The following is a 24,166-nucleotide window of genomic DNA, read 5'->3' as shown; positions in this document are numbered from 1 at the left end:
CCGCGCCAATCTCCACCAATTACGCCACGCCAGTCCTTTGGTGGCAAAATTAGTCTTTGCGCCTCCAGGCATCGGTCGGCTAAGCATCGGTCGAGCCACCGGGAGGGAAATCGATGGACACCCATTCGCGCAGTTTCGCCAAGGCGCTTTCATGGCGCGCCACCGGCACCATCGATACGATGATTATCTCGCTCGTCATCACCGGCAGCATCAAGCTTGCCGCGGCCATCGGTGCTACCGAGGTGGTCACCAAGTCACTGCTCTATTATCTTCATGAGCGGGCGTGGCTGAAAATCCCCTACGGCAGAAAGACCCCGACCTGATCTTGCCGTCGCCTTGGCCGGGATCGACCGCTCAAGAAAAGCTAAAGCGGCGTCGACAATTTCTGCATTGCCCGTTTGCTTCATCCATGATTTGAGGCGACCTCATCTCAGGATCGCTCCCGCGCCATGCTTCCGCTCATTGCCCTGTTCATTGCCGCCTTCGCTTTCGGCACCACCGAATTCGTCATTGCCGGCGTCTTGCCGCAAGTGGCCGACGGTCTCGGTGTTTCGATCCCGACCTCCGGCTATCTCGTCTCAGGCTATGCGGGCGGCATCGCCCTTGGCGGGCCGCTGCTGGCGCTCGCCACCAAGGGTATCTCCCGCAAAACCCTGCTGCTTGCCCTGACCGTCGCCTTTACGATTGGCCAGGCGGCTTGTGCGCTGGCGCCCGACTTTACCTCGATGCTGCTACTTCGCATTGCCGTTGCCGTCGCGCATGGCGCTTATTTTGGCGTCGCCATGGTGGTGGCTGTCAGCCTGGTGCCGCAGGACAAGCGCGGCATGGCCGTCGCCGTGATCCTCTCCGGCCTCACCGTCTCCAACGTCATCGGCGTGCCCGCCGGCACCGCCATCGGCAACATCTGGGGCTGGCGCGCCACCTTCTGGGTAATGTGCGCGCTTGGCGTGGTCGCATTCGCCGCCATGGCCACCCTGCTGCCCCGCACGACAGGCGCGTCGGCCCCGTCCGCCGGCCTCGGCCGCGAGGTGCGTGTGCTCGCGCGCCAGCAGGTCTGGACCTCGCTGATTTTGATGCTGATGCTGATGATCGGGCAGTTCGCCCTGTTCACCTACATCACCCCGACACTGCTGGAAGTGACGCACCTCGATGAAGGCCTGATCCCCTGGGTGCTTCTGCTCAACGGCGTCGGCGCCACCATCGGCGTATTCCTCGGCGGCAAGCTCTCCGACTGGAAACTGATGCCATCGCTGATCACCATGCTTGCCTTGCAGGCGGTGATGCTTTGGGTGATCTATGCGGTCAGCCCCTACCCGCTGCCGATGGTCGTCACCATCGTTATCTGGGGCGGCCTCAACTTCGCCATCGGCACGCCGATCCAGACCCGGATCCTGGCCTGGACGGCGGACGCTTCCAACCTCGCCTCCTCGCTCATTCCCTCGGGCTTCAATGTCGGCATTGCGCTCGCCGCATCGCTGGGCGCCGCCATGCTCAACGCCGGCTTAGGCTATCGTAGCCTGCCGCTGGCCGGCGCCGCGGCGATGCTGGTCGCCGTGGCGGTCGCGCTTGCCTCCTATGTCTGGGAAGGTCGGAGCCGGGCAGCACCGCCGCTGCCGGCTGCAGCGGAATAGGGTCTGGCTACAAGTCTATCCGGAACCGCAGGCTCTCCACCCCGCCATAGGCCGCGTCTTCAAAGAAGCGTTCAACCAGTCTACCGCCGTTGGCCAGGATCACCTTGTGTGAGGCCGGGTTGTGCGGCTTGGCGGTGATCTCGACAAACTTCAAGCCGACCGCCCTCGCCTCGTCCAGCATCAGCAGCAGCGCTTCCGTCGCATAGCCGCGCCGCCGCTTCCAGGGCACGACGGCATAGCCGATATGGCCGAGCACATGCGACGGCAGTGCCGAGGTGCCGTTCTGCCAGCGAAAGCCGATGGAGCCTGCCGCTTCGCCGTCCCAGATCCAGCGCCTGAAACCGGGCAGCCGCGGTACTGTCGTGCCGTCTGGCAAGGTGATTGGGCCGCCCTTCGCCTCGGGATCGTCGAGGCCATCGAGGAATGCCACCGGATCCGCGTCGATCGCCGCAAGCTGCTCACGTGTCGCCTCCAGCAGCCGCACATTATCCGGCGACCAGCCGCGCTCGAGCGCGGCCTTGTAGGATGGCAGGTGTTCGAGCGCGGGTTTGACGATTTCGATCATGGAGACAGACGGCTCAGAGTCCGGCCGCAAGCCGGAATGTGGCGAAAGACAATCCCTACTGCGGCAAGCCCTACTGCAGCAGTCCCTTGACGATGCCGCTTGCCTTGCCGAAATCCATCTGGCCGGCATATTTCTGCTTCAGCGCGGCGATCACCTTGCCCATGTCCTTTTGGCTCGCCGCACCGGTCGCCGCGATCGCCTCACGGGCCGCGGCCGTCACCGCGGCCTCGTCCAGTTGCGTCGGCAGGAAGCCACGGATGATCTCCATCTCGCCGCGCTCCTGCGCGGCCAGTTCCGGCCGCTTGCCATCCTCAAAGGCCTTGGCCGATTCCTCGCGCTGCTTCACCATCTTGGCCAGGATCTGCAGGATCTCCTCGTCGCTGGCGGGCTCCTTGCCCGAACCGCGATTGGCGATGTCGCGGTCGTGGATGGCGGCCTGGATGAGTCGCAGCGTCGGCAGCCGGTGCTTGTCCTGCGCCTTCATCGCGCTCTTCAGGGATTCGGCGATTTTCGCACGCATGATGCTTTCTCCTTCGAACGGCGCGGACAATAACCGTGGCGAACTCGTAAAGCAAACGCGCCAAACCACTGATATTGTTCGACGAAACAAATGCCCGTCGTTTTGGCACCGCATGATTGACCGCTCTGGCGCCTTCCCCTATGTACTCGGCCTTGCATAAGAGAATGAATTTAGGTGCGTAGGCTTGAGAAATCGGCCGCGCCGTTTGCTGCGCAGATGGCCCGCCATCGAAGCGTGCAGCCTCACAGGAGTGCCGCCATGGCCGAGATGACCCCCGTGTTGACCCCAGCTTGGGCAACCGAAAAGCCGACCGCCCTGCTGGTGCTGGCCGACGGCACCGTCATCGAAGGCCGCGGTCTCGGCGCCACCGGGTCCGCTGTTGCCGAAGTCTGCTTCAACACGGCACTCACCGGCTACCAGGAAATCCTCACCGACCCGTCCTATGCCGGTCAGATCGTCACCTTCACCTTCCCTCATATCGGCAACATCGGCACCAATGATGAGGACATCGAGGACTTGAACCCGCTCGCCCGCGCCGGTGCTGTCGGCGCGGTGTTCAAGGCCGATGTCACCAACCCCTCCAACTACCGCGCCGGCACCGGCCTCGACCAATGGCTGAAGAAGCGCGGCATCGTCGCGCTCTCGGGCATCGACACCCGCGCGCTGACCGCGCTGATCCGCGAAAAGGGCATGCCCAATGCCGTCATCGCCCATGCGCCCGACGGCGTCTTCGACCTCGGCGATTTGAAGCGGCGCGCCGCCGCCTGGTCAGGGCTGATCGGGCTCGATCTCGCCAAGGAGGTTACCTCCGGCCAGTCCTCGGTCTGGCGCGAAACACCCTGGGTCTGGAACGAAGGTTTTGGCGAACAGACCGAGCCGTCAATGCATGTCGTCGCCATCGACTATGGCGTCAAGCGCAACATATTGCGGCTGCTTTCCGGACTTGGCGCCAAGGTCACCGTGGTGCCGGCCAGCACCGGTTCGGAAGAGATCCTCGCCATGCAGCCGGATGGCATTTTCCTTTCCAACGGCCCCGGCGACCCGGAAGCCACCGGCGACTATGCCGTGCCGGTCATCCAGAATCTGCTCAAGAGCGACATTCCGGTGTTCGGCATCTGCCTCGGCCACCAGATGCTGGCGCTGGCGCTGGGCGGCAAGACCGCCAAGATGCACCAGGGCCATCATGGCGCCAACCACCCGGTCAAGGACCACACCACCGGCAAGGTCGAGATCGTCTCGATGAACCACGGGTTTGCCGTCGATGCCGACTCGCTGCCCGAAGGCGTCGAGGAAACCCATGTTTCGCTGTTCGACGGTTCGAACTGCGGCATCGCGCTCACCGGCCGTCCGGTGTTTTCGGTCCAGCACCATCCCGAGGCCTCGCCCGGCCCGCAGGATTCCCACTATCTGTTCCGCCGCTTCGTCAACCTGATCCGCGAAAAGCGCGGCGAGGAATTGCTGGCCGAGCGGGTTTGATTTTACAGGTCTTCGCCTAGCCGTTTCTCAGATCATCTGAGTAGCCGGCCTTCAGCCGGTTCCATTGGGCGATCGGTCGTTCGCGCTTGCGCATCCGCGCCTTGCCTTGGCCCCAGGGCTGGGGCCAACCCTCCGGCGAGTCTTCCCACTCCTCCTGCCGTCCATAAACGGTGAGGTCGAGCAGGTGGTAATTGTTGTCCATCGCCTCCACGCCGCGGGCGGTCGTCCAATACGTTTCAAAGACGGAGTTCCTCTTACGCACGTAACACACGATGTGCATACGGTTGTGCTGGCGGTCGACCAGCAGCGTATCGAGCGATTTCTCGGCGGAGTACCACGGCATGTCCCAGCCCATGAAATCGCGGTAGCGGATGCTGGGCTCATAGGGCCCTTGGCAGAAGGTGGCGTAGGTGACGTCGCGCGAATTGATGTAGACGCGCTCCCGCACCTGCGAGGTGAACAGAGTGCAGCCCTCGCATTGCTGCGGCGCCGGCTGATCCTTGTGCCACATGAAATAATAGGCGATGAGCAGAGTGCGGCCCTCGAAGGCGTCGAGCAGCGTCACTTGACCCTTGTCACTGATGAGTGGCGTTGCCCCGTCGATCTCGACCATGGGCAGCCGCCGGCGCGCAGCAGCGATCGCATCGCTTTCCCTGGTATGCGCTTTCTCGCGAGCCCGCAGTGTGTCGAGTTCCGCCTCGAACGCAGCCCGGTCGACGATCATGGGCAGTGCAGATCCGTTCTTCGTCAGATCGTTCATCTCCGTTCTCCCTTGGCTGTTTGATGGAGAGAGCGATCAGCGCGCGTTTTCGCCGGCATGCTTTTCGATCAACGCCGCCACGCCGTCCGGATTGTCGGCGACGACATAGTGGCTGGCGTCTTCAATCTGCGCCCCCTCGACATGGCTCATGCCCTTGGCGCGGTAGCCGTCCAGAAAGGTCGGCAACAATGCGCTGAAGAAGGATTTCTGGCCGACGGCGATGACCAGCGGCACGGCGTTCGGCGCCGTCTGGGCGGCGTTCCATTCACCGTCCTTGGGGAAGGCGCGATAGATCTCGAACGCGGAATGCAGTTGCGGCGCGCGATATATCCGAAAGTAGTAGCCACGCTCCTGCCGGGAGAATTTTCCGATGTCGAGAAACCAGCCGAGCATGGCGGCCTGCCGACCCGGCACCACTTTTTCGGCGAGGTGGCCGGGCGCCTGGATGAAGCCGATATGCCAAGTGCCGGTAATTGCTTTGTCCCAACCGTCTATGCCGGGCATCGGCACATCGAGGATCATGGCCCCGCGCAGCGCTTCCGGGAACCGCCTGATATAGGCATAGGTGACGATGCCGCCGAGATCGTGCCCGACGACATAGGGCTTTTCCAGGTGCAGGGCATCGGCAAGGCCATGGATTTGAGACGCCAGATTTGTGGCCTCATAGCCATCTCGCGGCGGCGCCGAGCGGCCGATGCCGGGAAGGTCGACGGCAACCACCGTGAAGCGCTGCGCCAGCCCCGGCATAATGGCCTGATATTCGGTCCAGTCCTCCGGGAACCCATGCACGAGAATGAGAGCCGGCCCGTTTCCACCCCTGATATAGTGAAGGCTGCTGCCGTTCACCGCTACCTTGGCCGAGGTGAAGCCGGGCGGCGGCTGACCCGGACGCGCCGAAGACGCCGCTTGCGCCATGGCCACAGCAATACAGACAGCGGCGAGCACGAGCACTGCCTGATGAAGCATCCGGTTCAACATGGCGATCTCCTCTCGTTTCAAGCCAGCCGTCTCAGGGAAACTAGGGCGCTGCGCTGCCCTGTCAGAGTTACAAATGCGGCGCGATTGCCCTTGGTCTGCGTCTGCAAATTGAAAACCGATCGACCGGTCTGTTCAACAACCGCGGCATGAAGAAGGTTCCGAGAGAACCAGCCTGACGGCATTTACCTGCGAGCGGCACTGTCGAGCAGGCGCCAGGCGCCGAACACCAGGCGAGACAGCGACACCCCATCCCTGGTCGGCTTTATGCGGCTGTCATGGCTCACACCTGCGCTCCATCTTCAGCGACGCCGGTGGCGGCACTTCTCGCCGTCGTCGGCCTCGCCACTTTCGTCACAAAGACGATGACCGCCAGCGTCAGGAAACACGCGCCGAGCAGATAGGGCGCACCGCCGAATGTCACCGGCGCTTTCGGCCCGGTGAACCAGGAAAAGATCGCCGTATAGAGCAGCGGCGTAATGATCGAGGTGATCGAGAAGATCGAGGTCATCGCGCCCTGCAGTTCGCCTTGCGCCGAAGGCGGCACCTTGGCGGCGGCAAGGCTTCTCAACGGCGGATCGGCCAATGCTTCGAGGCAGCCGACGACGATCACCGCATAGATCATCCAGCCTTGCGAGGCGAAGGCGTAGCCGAAGGCGCTGGCCGCGGTAAATGTCAGGCCGATCACCGCCGTCCTCCATTCGCCAAGCCTGGGGATCACGCGCGGCAGCACCGTCGCCATGACGATCGCCCCGCACAGACCGAAGGCGCCGAGCGAGAAGCCGATCTGCTGCTCGCTCCAGCCATAGCGGTAATTGGAGACGAACGACCACACCGCCGGATACATCATGTGGCCAAGCGTCATCAGGAAGAAGGCGAGCCCGATCCAGCCGATGCCCTGGTACTGGCGCATCTGCAGCAACGTGCCGACCGGGTGGGCGCGTTTCCACTCGAAACGGCGGCGATGCTTTTCGTCCAGCGTTTCCGGTAGGAAGAACAGCGCGATGAGGAAGTTCACGAAGGCAAGCCCAGCGGCGAAATAGAACGGCACGCGCGGCCCGAATGTGCCGAGCAGCCCGCCCAGGACCGGACCGATGACGAAGCCGACACCGAAGGCGATGCCGAGCAGGCCGAAATTCTTTGCCCTGTTCTCATCGTTCGAAATGTCGGCGATGAAGGCCGATGTCGTGGAGTAGCTGGCGCCCGAAATGCCGGCCAGCACACGGCCGATGAAAAGCATAGGATAGGACCAGGCGATGGCGCAGATCAGATTGTCGATGGAGAAGGTGAGCACGGAGGCGAGCAGGATCGGCCGCCGCCCGAAGCGGTCGCTCAAGCCGCCCATGATCGGCGCGAAGAAGAACTGCATCGCCGCATATACGAAGAACAGCCAGCCACCCTCGATCGCCGCTTCGCTGATGCCGACGCCGCTCAACTCCCTGAGAAAGGCCGGCAGCACCGGCATGATCATGCCGAAGCCGATAATGTCGAGCAGCAGCGTGGTGAAGACGAGCGCAAGCCCCCGCCTGGCGGTTTTGGGGTCGATCATGATGGCGTCTGCTCCCTATGCCGCCCTTGGGCGGGCGCTCGTTATAGGCGAGGCGTCATTCTGGAACAATAAGGGAACGGTCAGGAATCGTCGATCCTGACATCCCCTGACGGCAAGTTGGCGGTCGGTCGACGCCGGGAAGCGCGGGGCCCGAGCAGCCTCGTCAGATCGGGCCGGTCAGCGTGTTGCAATCTGAAAGCTTGCCACTCTTGTAGCCGCGCGCCAGCCACGTCTGCCGCTGCTGCGATGTGCCGTGGTTGAAGCTTTCCGGCACGACATAGCCCTGCATCTTCTTCTGCAGCGTGTCGTCGCCGATCTGCTTGGCGGCGTTCAGCGCCTCTTCGATGTCGCCCTGTTCCAGAATGCCTTTCTGCCCGGTGAAGTGCGCCCAGACACCGGCGAAGCAGTCGGCCTGCAGCTCGATGCGCACCGACATCTGGTTGGCTTCCGCCTCGCCCATGGACTGCCGCATCTGGTTGAACTTGGGCAGGATGCCGGTGAGGTTCTGCACATGGTGACCGACCTCATGCGCGATCACATAGGCCTGGGCGAAATCGCCAGACGCGCCGAACTGCTGGTCGAGCTGCTGGAAGAAGGTGGTGTCGAGATAGACCTTGTGGTCGCCGGGACAATAGAACGGACCTGCGGCCGTGGAGGCGGAGCCGCAAGCCGAGCGGATTTGCCCGCTGAACAGCACAAGCTTCGGATCCTCGTATTTCAGGCCCTGTGACTGGAAGATGCCGGTCCAGGTCTCTTCGGTCTCGGCGAGCACCGTCGCCACGAACTGCTTCATCTCGTCGGAAGCAGGCGTGCCCGCGCCCTCGTCCTGGCCGCCGCTGTTGTCGGTGATCTGGCCGCCGCCCCCCGGAAGCACGCCGCCGCTGTCGCCGCTGCCCAGGATCTGCGACGGGTCGAAGCCGAAATACCATCCGGCCAGCACCACGAGGATGACGAACAGGATGCTGCCGCCGCCACCGGTGCGGCCGCCGATCGGGACGCGGAATTGGCCGGGGCTGCCGCCACCGAAACCACCACCGCCGCTGTCGCTGCGCTCGTCCTCGACATTGTCACTCTGACGGCGGCCCTTCCAGAGCATGGCAACTCCCCGTAGTGCAAACTTCCTGGCAGACCTGGCCGATGTCATGGCCCGGTCCGACCCAACAAACAATTATCGTAATGGTTGCGCCAAGTCACAGTATTTTTCGTGCCGGCGGCATCGCCGCTTCGCTCTGGTCGAGGCGGCGCGCGCGCTGTAGCATCCGGTCGAACGGGGGTGTAAGGGCTTGCAGACGATCGGCCGATTTCTGTTGCTGGCGGTGCTGTGGTGCCTCGGCTCGTGGCCGGCATGTGCCGTCACGCTGGATTCCAGCGTCGCCGTCACCGACCCCGACACGCTACAGGCGCTTGAACGCGGCGGCCTGTCGATCAGCCGGCTGCTCGGCCCGGCGCTGGGTCTCACCCGCGAGGTCGACAATCGCGGCCTGTTCTCGGTGCGCGCACTGACTCCGGTGCGCAACGCCGTCAAGCAGGAGATCGCCGACGAGCCCGCCGGCAGCCCCGATCCCTATGTCGCCGCGCTGGCGAAGACGAAGGACCCCAGCCAGAAATTCAACCCGAAATACATCGACGACGACGGCTCGACGCTCGACCTGACCGGCGTCGTCAACCGCATGGACCGCGGCTATCTCGGCCACACCGAATGCGGTGAAATCAGGTTGATCTACCGCTTCCACTATTCGGTGGCGGAGAAGCCGGCGAAGGGGAAGACGGCACAGCGCATTTCGTCGCGCCTGCCATTGACCATGAGCCTGGTCTTCAACGCCAAGCCCGGCGGGGCGCGCGCCCGCGCTTCGAGAGACCGTCCAAGCGCCACCGCCGTCTCGTGTGCCGACGTCGCCAAGCGCTGGCTGGCGGCCGGGCAAAAAGACCTTGCGCCCGATCAGCTGGCGGCCTGGCTGCGCTCCGATGAAGGTCCGCTTTCGAACGCCATGCTGAACTCATCGCAGATCATGCGGCTCGAACTCAACATGCAGGTTCTCCGGCTGTCGGCCTCGAGCCGGCGCGATTTCGGCGGCCATGCCGAATATCTCCTCAAGATTTTCAAGTGGGACCCGCCGACATCCACCTTCCAGGAATCGAAGATGGAGAACCAGATCGACAGGAAGATCGTGCTCGCCGACCGGCCGGGCTTCGCCAAATGGCTGCTGACAGATCGCAACATCTACGACCTCGATCGTGGCCGGCTGGTGATATCAGACAAGTTCCTGGCGACCAGCGCCGTCTCGGTCGCACCCGGCGGCATGGCCAGATCGCAAAACAACATCGCCTATGGGCTGCTCGACGATGCCGACATCGACAAGGCGCTGAAGGATTATGTCGCCAGGGGCAACGAACTACGCAGCGTGAAATCGTTGGCCGGCTTCAATTTGCGTCTCAACGACATGACCTGCACCGGCTGCCATCAGACGCACGGCATTGCCGGCTTTCACTACACCGGCGCCGACCCGGCCAGCGAGCCGCGCCGCAACGCTGTCTTCGTGCCGGGCTCGGCTGTGTTCTTCGCCGACCTGCCGCGCCGGCGCGCCATCGTCGAGGAGTTCGCCGCCGGCAGCCATCCGGATTTCTCCCGCGGCTTCGCCGCCCGTCCCGATACCAAATACGCCGAGGCGCTGAAAGGCACCGACCTCTACAATGGCTGGGGCTCGATCTGTTACAGTGGCGAGGATGCAAGCTTCAAGGACTGGACCTGCGGCGCCGGCCTGCGCTGCGCCGGCGTCCATGAAAGCGCCATCCATCCGGGCTTTGGCACCTGCGTCAGCGAAGGCGGCACCCAGGTCGGCGATCCCGTCGAGTTCGGCGAGATCAAGATGTCGAAATGGGGCAGCGACCAGTATTGCCGCCTGTCGCCGGCCACCGCAAAGGCCTGTGCCATCGATCCGGCGCGCGACAAGAAACCGCCGATAAAACTCGCCGGTTATGGCGCGGCGCGCCAGCGCTACGACAATCCCGAGCAGAAGACCGGCGGCTTTCCCGGCGGCATGCTGCGCAAGGCGAGCTGCGAAAAGCCGCCCGACGAGGCGAGTTGCGGACGGCTGGCCAAGACCGGCTTCAACGACTGCATTGCGTCGGGCAAGGACCACAAATTCTGCACCAAGGAATTCACCAAGACCGCCGGCCTGCGCGCCTGCGACAAGGCGCATCCCTGCCGCGAGGACTATATCTGCACCGCCGGCTACGACGATCTGGCCGAGGCCAAGCCCGGCAAGGGCACCTGCATTCCGCCCTACTTCATCTTCCAGTTCCGTGTCGACGGCCATCCGCGCAGTTGGGTGCAGGATGTGAGCGAAGAATAAGCGTGGCGCTTGCGGCCGAGAACTCAGCTCTTCTGCTTGGCGCCGGCGCTCTTGCCGTCCGAGCTTTTGGAGCGTTCCTCGAAACGCGCGGCGCCCTTCTTCAGCGGCCGGCCGGTTTCGGCTTCGGTCTTGCGCTCATCCTTTGCAGCCGCCTGCTTTAATCCTCTGGCAGCTTGCTTGCCCTTCGCGGTCGGTGCCTGTTCAACGCCCATGGTTTCCTCCCTTGACGCGCACCAATCGCGCGACGTCAGGAGCAACGTGCGTAAGGTGCGGAGGTTCCGGTGGACTTCGAGGCGAGCGAGGCTTTAACGCGGCGCGATCATCGCCTTGCGAAACGCTTCCAGCGTCTCGGCGCTGACATGATGCTCGATGCCTTCGGCATCGATGCGCGCCGTCTCGGCGCTGACGCCGAGCGAGCGCAAAAAGGCTTCGACCGTCTGGTGGCGGATGCGGCTTTCCTCCGCCACCTTGCGGCCGGCATCGGTCAGGAACACGCCGCGATACGGCTTGCGGGAGACGAGCCCGTCGGCGCACAGCCTGGTCAGCATCTTGGCCACAGTCGGCTGGGCGACGCCAAGCCTTGCCGCGATATCGACCTGGCGCGCCTCGTTGCCGTCCTCGATCAGGTCGGCGATCAGTTCGACATAATCCTCGACCAGCGCGCTGCGGCGCGCTTCGCGCGTCTGCCGGAAGCCTTCGGAATGAACGTCGGCATTTGGAAGCGGCTCTTCGCGTCGAACCGGTTTATGCGTCAGCGCCAATACGCGCTCCTTCCTGGCGTTCGACAAATCAATCGCCCTTTGCCATTCATAGCACGGGCTTAACTGTTCCAGCCGTTTATTTGCATTCCATGGCAGGCGCAACCGGCGTTTGCGATCGCTCCCTGCGCGTCATCGACTGCCCTCATAAGAAGCACATACAATGAAATATAGCCTATTGCATAATATTGAGCCCTGGCATAGATAGGGTGGCAGACACCAATCCATCCAGTGGAAAGCCCTTCATGTCCGAAGCCGACGCAACCGTGGGATCAGCCTGGCGATTTGACAGGCCGGAGGACAATCCGCCGAGCCTGCGTGAGGTGAATTCCACGATCGCGGTGCCGCAATCCGGCATCTGGTTCCACCGCCTGTTCGCCTTCATGGGACCGGGCTACATGGTTTCGGTCGGCTATATGGACCCGGGCAACTGGGCAACCGATCTCGCCGGCGGCGCCCAGTTCGGCTACACGCTTTTGTTCATCATCATGCTGTCCAACCTGATGGCGATCCTGCTGCAGGCGCTTGCCGCCCGGCTCGGCATCGCCACCGGCCGCGACCTCGCCCAGGCCTGCCGCGCTTACTATCCGCGGCCCGTCAGTTTCGTGCTGTGGGTCGCCTGCGAACTCGCCATCATCGCCTGCGACCTCGCCGAGGTCATCGGCACGGCGATTGCGCTGCAGCTTCTGTTCGGCATTCCGCTGATCGGCGGCGCCATGCTGACGGCGCTCGACGCCTTCATCGTGCTTTTGTTGATGAACAAGGGATTCCGCTATCTCGAAGCCTTCGTCATCGCGCTTTTGATCATCATCTTCGGCTGTTTCGCCATCCAGATCTTTGCCGCGGCGCCGCCGGTCGGCTCGATCCTGCATTCGATGTTCGTGCCGTCGACGGAGATCGTCACCAACCCGGCGATGCTCTACATCGCCATCGGCATCATCGGCGCCACCGTCATGCCGCACAATCTCTATCTGCACTCCTCCATCGTGCAGACGCGCGCCTATGTACGGACCGAAAAAGGCAAGCGCGACGCCATCAAATGGGCAACGACGGACTCGACCATCGCGCTTGTCCTGGCCCTGTTCGTCAATGCCTCGATCCTGATCGTCTCGGCTGTCGCCTTCCATGGCACCGGCCACCAGGATGTCGCTGAGATCGGCCAGGCCTTCGAACTCCTGTCGCCGCTGCTTGGCCTCGGCATCGCCTCGATCCTGTTTGCAGTGGCGCTGCTGGCCTCGGGCCTCAACTCGACGGTGACGGCGACGCTTGCCGGCCAGATCGTCATGGAAGGCTTCCTGCGCCTGCGCATCCCGCAATGGGCACGCCGTCTGCTGACGCGCGGCATCGCCATCGTCCCGGTGGTGGTCGTCACCGCGCTCTATGGCGAAAAGGGCACCGGCCAGTTGCTGGTCTTCAGCCAGGTGATCCTGTCGATGCAGCTGCCCTTCGCGGTTGTGCCGCTGGTGCAGTTCGTCTCCGACAAGAAGAAGATGGGCAATCTTGCCATCCCGCGCAGCGTGGCGGCACTTGCCTGGGTGGTCGCGGCGATCATCCTGGTGCTCAACTTCAAACTGCTCTACGACACGGTCTTCGGCGTCGGCTGAATTTCCCCTTGCGACCGCGACAAACCGGCAGTTCGCGCTATCTTGTAGCGCATCATGACAAGTGTGGAAGACGCCAGGAAATTCTATGCACAGCTGATGGCCGCAAATGCCGGCTCGGCCGATACGCGCCTCGAAGAGGCGTTCGCCACAGTGCCGCGCGAGGCCTTTCTCGGTCCCGGACCTTGGACGATCGTGGCCGGCAGGGCGCTGATCACCGGCAACGGCAGGATCGTGACCCCGAGCGCCGATCCGGTTCACATCTATCAGGATGTGCTGGTGGCGCTCGATGCCGACAAGGGCATCAACAATGGCGAGCCTTCCCTGCACGCCATGTGGATCGGCAGGATCGCCCCCAGACCGGGTGAGGCCGTCACCCATGCCGGCGCCGGCACTGGCTACTACACCGCCTTGCTGGCACGGCTGGTTTCGCCGGGCCCCGTGACTGCTTTCGAACTGGAGGCCGATCTTGCGGCCAGAGCGACAAGGAACCTCGAACCCTACCGCAATGCCAGAGTCATCCACGGTGATGCCGTCACAGGCGATCTGCCGCCTTCCGACATCATCTACGTCAATGCCGGTGTCGTGGCGCCGCCGGTTGCCTGGCTGCGGGCGCTCAAGCCCGGCGGCCGCATGATCTTTCCCTGGCGCCCCTCCCAGAGCGTCGGCCTTGCCGTGATGGTGACCCGCACCGAAAGGGGCTTTGCCTGCGACCCGTTCATGCGCTCCTGGTTCATCCCTTGCGTTGGCGCCTCGGTTGCCAACTCCGTGGCGAAAATCCCCGACCTTCAGCAAGCGGCCCGCAGCCGCTCGATCTGGCTGGCGGCTGACAGGACGCCCGACCGGACCGCCACCGCTGTCATCGGCGATGTCTGGTTTTCGTCACAGGCTCCTGGCAGCGGGCGAAAGCGGCAATAGGTATCGTCCACCAGGCGGCGGCGGGATTTCTTTGCCGTCACCTGTCGGAAGGCGACCTGCCCATCCGTCCTTGGATCGAAATCCGGCCCTGACGGCGCGGATCACCAAAAGGAGAAGCCCAATGAGGAAGATCATCGCCGCCACCTTCGTCAGCCTCGACGGCATCATGCAGGCCCCAGGCGGTCCGGAAGAGGATCCAGTTGGCGGCTTCGAGTTCGGCGGCTGGACCTTCCATTACTTTGACGAAGTGGCGGGCGTGGCAATGGAGGAACTCTTCTCCAAACCCTTCGCCCTGCTGCTCGGCCGCAGGACCTACGACATCTTCGCCGCGTATTGGCCGTATCAGAAAGATCCGATCGGAGATGCCTTCAACCCTGCGACCAAATATGTGGCGACACATCGGCCGGACTCTCTCACTTGGGAAAACACACAATGGCTTGGGGAAGATATCGTCGCGGCGTTGCGCCGCCTCAGCCAGGAGGATGGACCTGACCTGCTCATCCAGGGTTCGGGTGAACTGATCCAGACCTTGCTGGCCAACGGGCTGATCGACGAAATCCGGCTGATGACGTTCCCGCTGCTGCTGGGCAAGGGCAAGCGGCTGTTCGGCGACAGTGCGATGCCGGCCGCCTTCAAGCTCGCAAAGTCGCAAGCCACCACCACTGGCGTCATCATGGCGACCTACGAACGATCAGGCGAGATCAAGGTTGGGTCGTTTGTCACGCAGGAGCCGTCCGACGCCGAGCTCGAGCGCCGCAAGAACTGGAGGTAACCTTGCAGAACTTGGATTCCTCGCCCCCGCTAGAGCGGGGGAGAGGTGGCTCGGCGAAGCCGAGACGGAGAGGGGGATGGCGCGACGGAGCCAAGTTTCGTCAAGGGCTTAGGCCTACGAAGGCTCCTCTCCGGGCGCTTCGCGGCCACCTCTCCCCATTTCAGGGGAGCGAGGAACCCGAGTTCTGAGTGGTTCAAGCCGCCATCGCCCGCCGCCCCAGTCCATCCCTGATAAACCGCGCGAATTCCTGCGCGGCAGGCGCCGCGCCAAACCTTGGCAGATGCAGATTGATCGAGAAATTCGGCAACGGCGGCAGGCCTGAATCGAAAGGCAGAATGTCGAGGTCGGCCGGCACGGTGGAGGCCAGCCACGTGGTGACGGCGAGGTCGGAGCGCACCGTCGCGGTCGTGGCATCGATGTTGCCGTTTTCGAACACGGTGCGCCATTCAAGACCATGCTCGTTCAGCGCCGACAGCACCACCGGGCGGAAGGCGCAGGTGTCGGCGACAATCGACACCGGCAGCGGCCGCTTGGCGTGGGCAAAGCCGCCCTTGGCGCCAACCCAGACCAGCCGGTCGATGGCAAGGCATTCACCGGCTGACGGGCCGACCGGCTGCTCGATAACGGCTAGATCGATGGTGCCGGCGGCAAGTGCGGCGGCAAGATCCGGCGAGGCGGCACAGAGCAATGAAATCTCGACCCGAGGATAGGCTTCGGCATAGGCTTTCAGCACCGGCGCCAGCAAGGTGCCGACGAGGTCGTATGGCACGCCGAGCCGCACCTGGCCGGCAACTTCCGTGCCCGCCATCTCGGCCCAGATCTCGTCATTGAGGCCTAGCAGCCGCTTTGCCTTGCCGAACAGCCGCTCGCCGGGTCGTGTCAGCCGCAAGCCGCGCCGGTCGCGCTCGAACAGACTGCAGCCGAGCGCCTCCTCCAGCCGCTTGACCTGCTGGCTGACGGCACCTTGCGTCAGGTGCAGCGCGTTCGCCGCCGCGGTCATGCTGGCCTTGTCGGCGACGGTGACGAAGGTGCGGATCAGAGCCATGTCGAGGTTTCGGGTCATGCTCAGCATTATATCCGCTAATGCCAGGCATCGCAAACATTGCATTTACTGAAGCAGGCGGAAGTCTAGCATGAGGCCTTCGACGAAGGACGCCCCATGCTCCAGACCATGCTGCCGCTCATCCTGTTTGCTTTCGTGGCCACCGCCACACCGGGCATCGCCACCACTCTGTCCACCGCTTCGGGTGCGCAGTTCGGCTTTCGCCGCTCCGTGCCGCTGATGGCCGGCAGTGCCGCCGGCCTTGCCACGGTAACGGGTGCCGCCGCCGCCGGGCTCGCTGGCCTGCTGCTGGCCATGCCGTCGCTGCAGCTGGCAATGAAGATCGTCGGTTCGGCTTATCTCGTCTGGCTGGCGATCAAGATCGGCCGCGCCGGGCCGCCCAATCTCGATGTCACGATGGCCAAGCCCAACAGTTTCTTCGGCGGCGCCGGCATTCAGTGGATGAACCCGAAAGGCTGGGCGATGGGACTGGGTGCCGCGGCCTCGTTCGCGGCCCTTGCCGACGGACCGGGGCAGCTCGCGCTGCTGCTCGGCTCTACCTTCGGCCTCACCGCGGCCATCTCGCTGTCCATCTGGTGCGTGGCCGGCATGGTGCTGGCACGGCTGCTCAAGACCGAGTGGCAATGGCGCGCGCTCAACATCGTGCTGGCGCTGGTGCTGGCGGCGTCGATCATTCCGATGTGGCGGGGGGCTTAGCTCTAGTTCCTCGCCCCCATGGAATGGGGGAGAGGTGGCTCGGCGAAGCCGAGACGGAGAGGGGACTGACGCGACGACGGTGACCAGACTCCATTAGGCATTCGCCCTAGGAAGGCCCCCTCTCCGTCCGCTTCGCGGCCACCTCTCCCCCGCTTTGCGGGGGCGAGGAACCCAGGTTCTGTCAGCTCAAGCCGCGTAGCGGGCGGCCGGCTTGTCGGCGTGCAGGCTGCCGTAGAAGGCCTGCCTTGCGCCGAGGAAGGTGTCGAGCTTGCCCGCATCGGCGAGCGCCGGCACGGTGACGGCTTCGCCCCTTGCGAGACCGACAAGCGCGGCATCGACCATATCGTCGGCGCTCATGATGATTTCCTTCGGCAGCTGGTCGATGTCACTGCCGGCAAGCTCCCAGAAATCGGTGCGGGTCGCGCCCGGCAGCACCGCCTGCACCTTCACATTGGTGCCGGCGACCTCGCGGTGCAGCCCCTCGGTGAAGTTGACGACATAGGCCTTGGTGCCGCTGTAGATGCCGCCGAAAGAGGTCTCATAGGCGAGCACGGAGGCGATGTTGACGATGGCGCCGCGGTTGCGCGCCAAAAGCCCCGGCAGCACGGCTCGGGTCAGGCGGGTCAAGGCGATGACGTTGACCTTGATCATGCGCTCGGCCTCGTCGGCGTCGGCGGTGGCCACCACGGCCTGGCCGCCGATGCCGGCATTGTTGACCAGCAACGTGACGCCATCGTCGGCTGCTATCGCCTGCTCTACGCGGCGCACATCATCGTCGTCGGCGAGATCGGCTGATATCACGCTGACTTTGCGCTTATAGGCATAACGCAGCTTTTCAGCCAGTTCCTCGAGCCGGTCGGCGCGCCGCGCAACCAGCACCAGATCATAGCCCTGCCCTGCCAGCCGGTCGGCATAGACTGCGCCGATGCCTGCCGATGCGCCGGTGATGACTGCGGTTCCCTTGTTGTCCTGTCCACTCATTGTCGTGTTCCTTTTTTAGCTTTCCGGCGAGACTGGATGTCCCTCGCCGCCTGATTTCCAATTGGTGGCATATGCCACTATCAGGAAGTAGGTATATGCCACTATCTTGTCAACGGTGGCGGCAGAAACTATTTCTGCGGCAGGCCGGCAGGCGCATTTGCCGGCGAGGAGTGGTGATGAACAAGACTGCGATGCCGGGATTCAGCCCTTGCAACAACGCCACGCTGCGGCGCGCCGCGCGCAAGCTCAGCCGCTTCTATGACGATGTGATCGCGCCTTCGGGCCTGAAGGGCACACAATTCGGCTTGCTGTACCAGATCCATATCGGCAGCGAGCCGGCGATGGGTACGATTGCAGAAGAGATGGTCATGGATCTGTCGGCGCTCGGCCACACGCTGAAGCCATTGATCCGTGACGGCTATGTCGAAACCTTCGCCGACAAGGACGATCGTCGCATCAAGCGGGTGCGGCTGACAAGCCAAGGCCTCGCCAAGCTCGAGGAGGCGACGAAATTGTGGAGCATTGCCCAGCAGCGCTTCGAGGACATGGTCGGCGAGCAACGGGCGGCCGACCTGCGCGCCGTGCTGGATGAAGTCGCCGCACTGGATTACGAAACGCCGCCGGCCACCCCTTCAAGCTGAAAGAGCGGCCGGCAATCAGATCTGGAAGAGCAATTCCAGGAAAAGTGTGCAGCGGTTTGCTCGGGAAAAGCGCGCAGCGCTTTCCCTTGGGAATTGCGTCAAACCAGTAAGTCTACTCCGCCGGCACGGCGACCTCCCGGCCGGCCCAGCGGCCGGCCAGCACCACGCCAAGCCCGATCAGCGGGAAGACTGCGGCGACCAGGCCGAGATCGGCCGGCACGCCGTAGCGCAGCACGGCACCGCCGACCACTGCACCCAGCGCCACGCCGAGGTAAAGCGCCGAGGCGTTGAGCGACAGCACGATCGGGGCGGCGTCGGGCGCCAGCTTGATGATGCGACTGGCCTGTGCCGGCGGGAATGCCCAGCCGACCATGCCCCACGGCACCATCATGGCCATCAGCACCGGCCCGGCGAGATGCTGCGGCAGGAAGGTCGGGACGACCGAGAGCATGACCAGCATGGCCGCGCTCAGCGCCAGCGACCAACCGACGGTGCGCGTCGCGCCGAACCGATCGGCCGCCTGGCCGCCGGCGATGTTGCCGATGACGGCGCCGACGCCGAAGGCGAGCAGCATGCCGGGCAGCGCCAGCGGGCTCAGCCCACCACTCTGGATGGCCAGCGGTGCGATATAGGAAAACACGGAGAAGGCGCCGATCAGGACCAGCGCCGTGGTCAAAAGTATCGGCATGACGCCGGGGCGCAGCGCTGCGGCCAGCCGCCGCCTGAGCGGCAGCCTGGTGCCGACAATGCCGCGCGGCAGCCGGTACCACAGGATGGCGCCGACCAGCGCGCCGAGCCCGGCGATGGCAAAGAACGTGCCGCGCCAGCCGGCAAAGGCAGCGACCAGCGCGCCGAGCGGCGCGCCGAGCGCAACCGCCACCGTGGTGCCGCCGACGACGACAGCAATGGCGCGGGCCCGGTGATGGTCATCGACCAGCGCCACCGCCGTGCCTTGCGCGGTTGCAGCAAACAGGCCGGACGACAGCGCCATGATGATGCGGGCAATCAGAAGCAGTTCGAAGGACGAGCTGACCGCGGCAGCAACATTACCAATGACGAAGAAGGCCAGCGTCCACAGGATGACCCGGCGCCGGTCCCATTCGCCGGTCAGCGTCGCCAGGATCGGCGTGCCGATCGCATAGGCGAGCGCGAAGGCGGTGATCAGCGTGCCGGCGAGTGGGATAGAAATGCCGGCGTCGCCGGCAATGTCAGGCAGCAGGCTGGAAATGACGAAGCCTTCGGTCGAGATCGTGAACGATCCGAGCGCAAGCCAGAAGAGGCGCTTGTCCATTAGGAGGTCCCTTAGTTCAAAAGTTATTGAACAATTGGACATAACAGGGCATGATGTCAATGAAGCCAGGTGAAAATAGCTGAAGCCTGCTGACAGCCCTGTGTCAGGACAGCCGGTGAGCCTGGTCGCGAAACGGAGAAACACTGTGCATGCCTCACAAAGGATGGACGCGTTGAAATCGCCACTGACTGTGCTTAGTTTCGGGCCATGACCTTGCCGCATCCCAATACAGACCAGATCAGCCTGCCGATCGTGCTCGCCGTGCTTGGCGACCCGACCAGGCTCGCCATCGTGCGCTATCTCGCCAGCAAGGAAGGCGTGGCGCTGAACTGCAGCCAGTTCCTCAACTTCGGCTCGAAGACCAATCTTAGCTATCACCTTGCCAAACTGCGCGAAGCCGGCGTCACCCGCGCCGAAGTGGTCGGCACCAACCGGATGATTACACTGCGCCGCGCCGATCTCGACGCCCGCTTCCCCGGCCTGCTCGACAGCGTCATCGCCGCGGCCGGAGACGATCCTGCCCTTCCCGCGGTCGGTGGCCACGACATCGAAGTGCCGGCCTAGGGTCAGGACCTATTAATCTGGCATCAACTGCCAAGAGTCATCGCTTTCGGAATAGGCCACGAACGGCAACTTCCCGCCATTGTGAGCTTTGGACCAAGGTCTCAAAAGCGCCAACTTCAGAAATCGGAACCAAAACGTGAGCCCAAGGGACCACGGCAAAAATTTGCTGCATTGGCAGGCCGCGACGACCTTCGAAGCACGCTTCCGCTTCCTAGGGAGGTTTGGCCTCACCAAATACCCGGGAGAAGCCGCCATCGGACCCGCGCTGCGTAATCCGAATAGCCCGCAAGCTCCGCGCGAAGAATTCGGTCCTCCGTGATGGTGCGGTAGGCCAGAAACGGCAGGCTGAAGAGCACAACAAGCGCAGCCGCAAGCCACGATCCGAGCGCGGGTCCGCTCGCCGCTATGATCAGAAATCCAGCGGCGTAGCCAGGGTGGCGGACGAAGGCATAAGGCCCCGTGCTGACGACGTGCTGGCCGCGGTCGGCCTGGATGCGGATGACTGAGGAGAAAAAACGGTTCACACGCATAGCCCATAGTGCCAGGGCGTAGCCGGCCGCGACCGTGAACAGGCAAACGCCCTGAAGCCAATCGGGCACGTTGTCGCTCCAATGGAATCGGCCACGGTCAAGCCCGGCAACGATCCAGTGCATGAACAGAACGAGCGAGAAGACCCTCAGCGAGAGCGGCGGCTTCTTGCCACCCGGCCGCATGCGTTCGCGCAGGAGGTCCGGATCGAGCGCCGCGAACGAAACGATCATGACGACAGCGAAGATTGCGAGATAGGCCCAAAAGCCTGGGACAGCGATCGTGCCGGCCGCTGCGAACAATGCGGCAGCCGCGGCGACTACAAACAAACCTGCCTTGAAGTAAGCCGAGACGGGCATCCGCTACCTTAGCACCTCAAAGGAGAAGCGAAGTACGGCGTCCAGTTTACCCCGATGTCTGGCTTGGGCCAACAGGGAAGCTGGCATTTGCCACTTGCGGCGTCATCGACGGATTGATTCAATGGTTGCGCAAGGAGGCGCTGCCATGAGTAATTTGATGCTGTTGCCTGAGACGCAGATGCGCCGCATTAAGCCATACTTTCCATTGTCGAACGGTATTCCGCGAGTGGACGACCGCCGGATCATCAGTGGTATTGTCTTCGTTATTCCCTAGGGAATTGCGTTAAATCAAAGAGATAGAGCGCGTTTTGCCGTTTCCGTGAAACGGTGAAAAGCTCTAGCCGGCTCCAAAGTAAAACTCCGTCGATCTAGCGCTGCCAAAAACCGATATGCGGGGCGAGAAGCTCCTCGTCCATCTCGGGGAAGGGACCGTGGACCTCGACCGGCTTCTGCCCGGAGCCGAGCACCGTGCGCGACGACAGGCTCATCGTCGGATTCTCGGCATGGTCGCCAGTCAGCGCGAGAAGCTTGGTCTCCTCGTAGCCATAGACCAGCCGGCCGATATTGGCCCAGTAGAGCGTTCCTGTGCACATCGCACAGGGCTCGCCGGTTGTGACGAGCGTGCAGGACCACAGGAATTCCGGCGGATAGGCGTCCGCGGCACGCCGGGACAGTTCGGTCTCGGCGTGGCGCACGGTGTTGATGTTGCCTTGCCGCATCAGGATGCGATCGTCGGGACCGACGAGTACACAGCCGAAAGGATGATGCCCGTGCGCGGCAGTCTCGCGCGCGACATCATTGGCGGCGCGGAGGTGGGCAACCATCTGGTCGCGGGTCATCGCCTGGTCCCTCCGAGGCTGTCTTGAGCGGATATTCCCCCCAGACCAACTCTGGACGGCGTCGACGCTAGCAGACGGAGCGCTTCGGCGATAGCCAACGGCTCCCGGCTGTCGCGAACGATCTCAAGGGCTTGATAATGGAGGCAGGAGCTTGATAACGAAGAGGGGCAAGCCCCACCGGGCTGCACCAAGGAGCCCGCCGTATGCGCATTGCCGTTCTCGCCGACATCCATGGCAATGTGCTGGCGCTGGAAGCCGTGCTCGCCGATCTCAAGCGGCGCGGCGGTGCCGATCTCACCATCAATCTCGGCGATTGCGTCTCCGGCCCGCTGTGGCCGCGCGAGACGTTCGAGCGGCTGGAAGCACTCGACCTGCCGACCGTGCGCGGCAACCATGACCGCCGCGTCGCCGTAGATCCCGCCGACGACACGATGTGGGCCTCCGACCGCTACGCGCAGGAACGGCTGACATCGGTGCAGCGTGAGGCCCTGCTCGCCCTGCCCTTCACGCTGGAGATCATTCCCGGCGTGGTCGCCTTCCACGCCCGGCCCGATCATGACGAGAAATATCTGCTTGATGCGATCGTCGATGGCCAACTGGTGCGCGCGCCGCTTGCAGCCATTCAGCGGCGGCTGAAGGGGCTCGACTGCCGCGTCGTGCTGTGCGGACACAGCCATCGCGCGGAGCTGATCCGCATCCCCGGCGGCCCCGTTCTCTTCAACCCCGGCAGCGTCGGCTGCCCCGCCTATGACGATGACACGCCGCCGGCGCATGTTTCGGAGCAAGGCAGCCCGCATGCGCGGTACGGCATCGTCACCCTGGATGACGAAGGACCCGACCGTTTCGAGACCATCGCCGTCGACTACGACCACGAAGCGGCGGCCATTCAGGCAGAACAGGCGGGCCGGCCGGAATGGGCGCATGCGCTCAGAACCGGCTTCATGCGGAAACCCTCTTCGCAAGGCTCCGCTTGAACCGCCCAGCCGTGCCTGCCTCCGCCCTCCCGGCACCAAAGATCGGACGCATTTTCGGACTTACATGGCGGCGCATCGTCCCTTATAAAACCGCCTCCGCATGCGGCTGAACATGCCGCGGCAAAGGTACAGAGTATCAGTGCACGGCCAATGATGAGGCGCATCGTTACGCTCCGAACAAGTTTGCATGCGCTGATTGCCGCTCCGCTGCTGATGGCGGCATGGCTAGCCGTTGTCCCGGCCCACGCGGAAGATACGCCCTTCATCTCCATCGTTACGGGACTTGCCCCCGACGATCTGCTCAACATCCGCGCCGAGCCCTCGCCGATGGGCAAGACCGAGGCGCGGGTCGCTGCAGGTGCCAGCGTGCGCAACCTCGGCTGCAACGACATTGACGGACATCCCTGGTGCAAGGTTGTTTCAGACAATCCCAGCGTCACCGGCTGGGCGCCGGCGCGCTATCTGGTGCCGGTCAATCCGGCGACAGTGCCCGAATCCGACCAGCCTGCCGATGCGTCCACAGTCGCCACGGCCACCGATGCTGGCCCGGACGCCACGACGCCTCCCCCACCGCCTGCACCTGTACCTGCGCAGGACCTGACGCAGCGTCTCGGCGGCACGGATCCAGGCGCGCCGAAGTCTGCCGCCGAGATCGGCAGGACCGCCATGCAGGATGCCTACGGCCTCGCCTTCGCCGCCAATGAAAACTCGCCGACGGGCGAGGTTCCCGCAGCCCTGGCCCCAGCGGCAGGAGCGCCGGCGCAGGATTCCAACCCGGCGGCCGTCGCAACTGCGGAAGCCGCGCCTGCCCCTGGCACCACCGCCGATATCCCCTGCGCCCGCTATGTCGGCCAGCCGATGATGCAGTGCCAGATAAACGTCGCCCATACCGGCGGCGACAGCGCGGTGACCGTGACCTGGCCGGATGGCGGAACGCGCATCATCAGCTTTCACGGCGGCCTGCCTGTCGGCTCGGACTCTCCCGACGAATTCCGCTTCACCCGCGAGGGCAGCTTGAACATGATCCGCATCGGCGCCTCAGAACGCTTCGAGATTATCGACGCCGTGGCGACCGGAGGTTAGCTTGAGCCTCGAACGCCGGCGGGACAGCACCCCCTCTGTCCTGCCGGACATCTCCCCCGCAAGCGGGGAGATTGGCAGCGTCGACGCCGGCTCTTCTTTTTCAACGTTGGAAATTGGCGAAAGCCGAAGTCACATCTAATCTCCCTCCTTGCGGGAGAGATGTCCGGCAGGACAGAGGGGGGCGCGACGGAATGAGGCGCTTGTTGCTGAGAGCCCCACGATCCCGCATTTTCGGGGTTACATCTCCCAAAACTCTTCCCTATAAGGCC

The 24,166-nt window shown here is 63.8% G+C and carries 25 protein-coding genes and 1 pseudogene; 13 read left to right on the top strand and 13 right to left on the bottom strand.

Translation table 11 applies throughout. The features are described from left to right. Positions 1-113: 113 nt before the first annotated feature. Positions 114-323, top strand: a complete 210-nt coding sequence (locus ACWGTO_RS22425) for a DUF2061 domain-containing protein (protein WP_454576982.1) — start codon at positions 114-116, stop codon at positions 321-323. Between the two features lie 126 nt (positions 324-449). Further along, positions 450-1,631 carry an MFS transporter gene (locus ACWGTO_RS22420; RefSeq protein WP_454576981.1) on the top strand — a complete coding sequence of 394 codons (1,182 nt, stop codon included), beginning with the start codon at positions 450-452 and terminating at the stop codon, positions 1,629-1,631. Between the two features lie 7 nt (positions 1,632-1,638). On the opposite strand, the gene ACWGTO_RS22415 is transcribed toward ACWGTO_RS22420, so the two are convergent. Continuing rightward, positions 1,639-2,196, bottom strand: a complete 558-nt coding sequence (locus ACWGTO_RS22415) for a GNAT family N-acetyltransferase (protein WP_454576980.1) — start codon at positions 2,194-2,196, stop codon at positions 1,639-1,641. 70 nt (positions 2,197-2,266) lie between these two features. Continuing rightward, positions 2,267-2,716, bottom strand: coding sequence for a GatB/YqeY domain-containing protein (locus ACWGTO_RS22410; RefSeq protein WP_454576979.1), 450 nt, complete (start codon positions 2,714-2,716; stop codon positions 2,267-2,269). A 258-nt stretch (positions 2,717-2,974) separates the two neighbouring features. Here ACWGTO_RS22410 and carA point away from each other — a divergent pair, with 258 nt between their 5' ends. After that, positions 2,975-4,192, top strand: coding sequence for a glutamine-hydrolyzing carbamoyl-phosphate synthase small subunit (gene carA, locus ACWGTO_RS22405; protein WP_454576978.1), 1,218 nt, complete (start codon positions 2,975-2,977; stop codon positions 4,190-4,192). Between the two features lie 16 nt (positions 4,193-4,208). Here the strand turns inward: carA and ACWGTO_RS22400 are convergent, their stop codons facing one another. From ACWGTO_RS22400 to ypfJ, 4 genes are all read right to left on the bottom strand, one after another. Then, positions 4,209-4,952, bottom strand: a complete 744-nt coding sequence (locus ACWGTO_RS22400) for a DUF899 family protein (RefSeq protein WP_454576977.1) — start codon at positions 4,950-4,952, stop codon at positions 4,209-4,211. Positions 4,953-4,988: 36 nt separating this feature from the next. Beyond that, entirely contained in the window at positions 4,989-5,930 is a 942-nt protein-coding gene (locus ACWGTO_RS22395) for an alpha/beta fold hydrolase (RefSeq protein ID WP_454576976.1), read from the bottom strand. A 280-nt stretch (positions 5,931-6,210) separates the two neighbouring features. Then, a complete protein-coding gene (locus tag ACWGTO_RS22390) occupies positions 6,211-7,476 on the bottom strand; it encodes a TCR/Tet family MFS transporter (RefSeq protein ID WP_454576975.1) in 1,266 nt (421 codons plus the stop codon). A gap of 163 nt (positions 7,477-7,639) precedes the next feature. Continuing rightward, on the bottom strand, positions 7,640-8,572 hold the full coding sequence (gene ypfJ / locus ACWGTO_RS22385) for a KPN_02809 family neutral zinc metallopeptidase (RefSeq protein ID WP_454576974.1): 933 nt from the start codon (positions 8,570-8,572) through the stop codon (positions 7,640-7,642). Between the two features lie 187 nt (positions 8,573-8,759). On the opposite strand from ypfJ, the gene ACWGTO_RS22380 reads away from it, so the two are divergent. Continuing rightward, a complete protein-coding gene (locus ACWGTO_RS22380; RefSeq protein WP_454576973.1) occupies positions 8,760-10,829 on the top strand; it encodes a hypothetical protein in 2,070 nt (689 codons plus the stop codon). A 23-nt stretch (positions 10,830-10,852) separates the two neighbouring features. Here ACWGTO_RS22380 and ACWGTO_RS22375 read toward each other — a convergent pair whose 3' ends face one another. Together ACWGTO_RS22375 and mntR are read right to left on the bottom strand one after the other, a co-directional pair. Next, the gene (locus ACWGTO_RS22375; RefSeq protein ID WP_112563314.1) at positions 10,853-11,041 is read right to left on the bottom strand and encodes a hypothetical protein; all 189 of its coding nucleotides are present in this window, start codon (positions 11,039-11,041) and stop codon (positions 10,853-10,855) included. Between the two features lie 93 nt (positions 11,042-11,134). Beyond that, positions 11,135-11,590: a manganese-binding transcriptional regulator MntR gene (mntR, locus tag ACWGTO_RS22370; RefSeq protein WP_454576972.1), complete on the bottom strand. Its 456-nt coding sequence runs from the start codon at positions 11,588-11,590 to the stop codon at positions 11,135-11,137. 242 nt (positions 11,591-11,832) lie between these two features. Here mntR and ACWGTO_RS22365 point away from each other — a divergent pair, with 242 nt between their 5' ends. The 3 genes from ACWGTO_RS22365 (at position 11,833) to ACWGTO_RS22355 (ending at position 14,878) form a co-directional block, all read left to right on the top strand. Beyond that, positions 11,833-13,191 carry an Nramp family divalent metal transporter gene (locus ACWGTO_RS22365; protein WP_454576971.1) on the top strand — a complete coding sequence of 453 codons (1,359 nt, stop codon included), beginning with the start codon at positions 11,833-11,835 and terminating at the stop codon, positions 13,189-13,191. Between the two features lie 54 nt (positions 13,192-13,245). Continuing rightward, the gene (locus ACWGTO_RS22360; protein WP_454576970.1) at positions 13,246-14,106 is read left to right on the top strand and encodes a protein-L-isoaspartate O-methyltransferase family protein; all 861 of its coding nucleotides are present in this window, start codon (positions 13,246-13,248) and stop codon (positions 14,104-14,106) included. Between the two features lie 121 nt (positions 14,107-14,227). Continuing rightward, complete coding sequence (locus ACWGTO_RS22355) at positions 14,228-14,878, top strand: dihydrofolate reductase family protein (RefSeq protein ID WP_454576969.1); 651 nt, start codon at positions 14,228-14,230, stop codon at positions 14,876-14,878. 193 nt (positions 14,879-15,071) lie between these two features. Here the strand turns inward: ACWGTO_RS22355 and ACWGTO_RS22350 are convergent, their stop codons facing one another. Then, positions 15,072-15,941, bottom strand: coding sequence for a LysR family transcriptional regulator (locus ACWGTO_RS22350; RefSeq protein ID WP_454576968.1), 870 nt, complete (start codon positions 15,939-15,941; stop codon positions 15,072-15,074). 96 nt (positions 15,942-16,037) lie between these two features. On the opposite strand from ACWGTO_RS22350, the gene ACWGTO_RS22345 reads away from it, so the two are divergent. Continuing rightward, positions 16,038-16,637 carry a LysE family translocator gene (locus ACWGTO_RS22345; RefSeq protein ID WP_454576967.1) on the top strand — a complete coding sequence of 200 codons (600 nt, stop codon included), beginning with the start codon at positions 16,038-16,040 and terminating at the stop codon, positions 16,635-16,637. Between the two features lie 186 nt (positions 16,638-16,823). On the opposite strand, the gene ACWGTO_RS22340 is transcribed toward ACWGTO_RS22345, so the two are convergent. Beyond that, positions 16,824-17,618, bottom strand: a complete 795-nt coding sequence (locus ACWGTO_RS22340) for an SDR family NAD(P)-dependent oxidoreductase (RefSeq protein ID WP_454576966.1) — start codon at positions 17,616-17,618, stop codon at positions 16,824-16,826. Positions 17,619-17,794: 176 nt separating this feature from the next. Here ACWGTO_RS22340 and ACWGTO_RS22335 point away from each other — a divergent pair, with 176 nt between their 5' ends. Beyond that, complete coding sequence (locus tag ACWGTO_RS22335; RefSeq protein WP_454576965.1) at positions 17,795-18,259, top strand: MarR family winged helix-turn-helix transcriptional regulator; 465 nt, start codon at positions 17,795-17,797, stop codon at positions 18,257-18,259. 112 nt (positions 18,260-18,371) lie between these two features. On the opposite strand, the gene ACWGTO_RS22330 is transcribed toward ACWGTO_RS22335, so the two are convergent. Continuing rightward, entirely contained in the window at positions 18,372-19,550 is a 1,179-nt protein-coding gene (locus ACWGTO_RS22330) for an MFS transporter (protein WP_454576964.1), read from the bottom strand. Positions 19,551-19,757: 207 nt separating this feature from the next. Between ACWGTO_RS22330 and ACWGTO_RS22325 the strand changes: the two genes are divergently transcribed. Further along, positions 19,758-20,114, top strand: coding sequence for an ArsR/SmtB family transcription factor (locus ACWGTO_RS22325; protein ID WP_454576963.1), 357 nt, complete (start codon positions 19,758-19,760; stop codon positions 20,112-20,114). 227 nt (positions 20,115-20,341) lie between these two features. On the opposite strand, the gene ACWGTO_RS22320 is transcribed toward ACWGTO_RS22325, so the two are convergent. Continuing rightward, positions 20,342-20,944, bottom strand: a complete 603-nt coding sequence (locus ACWGTO_RS22320; RefSeq protein ID WP_454576962.1) for a methyltransferase family protein — start codon at positions 20,942-20,944, stop codon at positions 20,342-20,344. Between the two features lie 202 nt (positions 20,945-21,146). Here ACWGTO_RS22320 and ACWGTO_RS22315 point away from each other — a divergent pair. Next, positions 21,147-21,266, top strand: a pseudogene (locus ACWGTO_RS22315) (IS5/IS1182 family transposase); the annotation flags it as partial. Positions 21,267-21,369: 103 nt separating this feature from the next. Here ACWGTO_RS22315 and ACWGTO_RS22310 read toward each other — a convergent pair. Further along, the gene (locus tag ACWGTO_RS22310) at positions 21,370-21,840 is read right to left on the bottom strand and encodes a nucleoside deaminase (RefSeq protein WP_454576961.1); all 471 of its coding nucleotides are present in this window, start codon (positions 21,838-21,840) and stop codon (positions 21,370-21,372) included. A gap of 203 nt (positions 21,841-22,043) precedes the next feature. Between ACWGTO_RS22310 and ACWGTO_RS22305 the strand changes: the two genes are divergently transcribed. Beyond that, positions 22,044-22,814, top strand: a complete 771-nt coding sequence (locus tag ACWGTO_RS22305; RefSeq protein WP_454576960.1) for a metallophosphoesterase family protein — start codon at positions 22,044-22,046, stop codon at positions 22,812-22,814. 183 nt (positions 22,815-22,997) lie between these two features. After that, positions 22,998-23,897, top strand: a complete 900-nt coding sequence (locus ACWGTO_RS22300; RefSeq protein WP_454576959.1) for an SH3 domain-containing protein — start codon at positions 22,998-23,000, stop codon at positions 23,895-23,897. The last annotated feature ends 269 nt before the right edge of the window (positions 23,898-24,166 follow it).

The organism is Mesorhizobium sp. PL10 (assembly GCF_053714315.1).
Note: the sequence above shows the minus strand (reverse complement) of the source record. Positions and strands in the feature narration are given on the sequence as shown.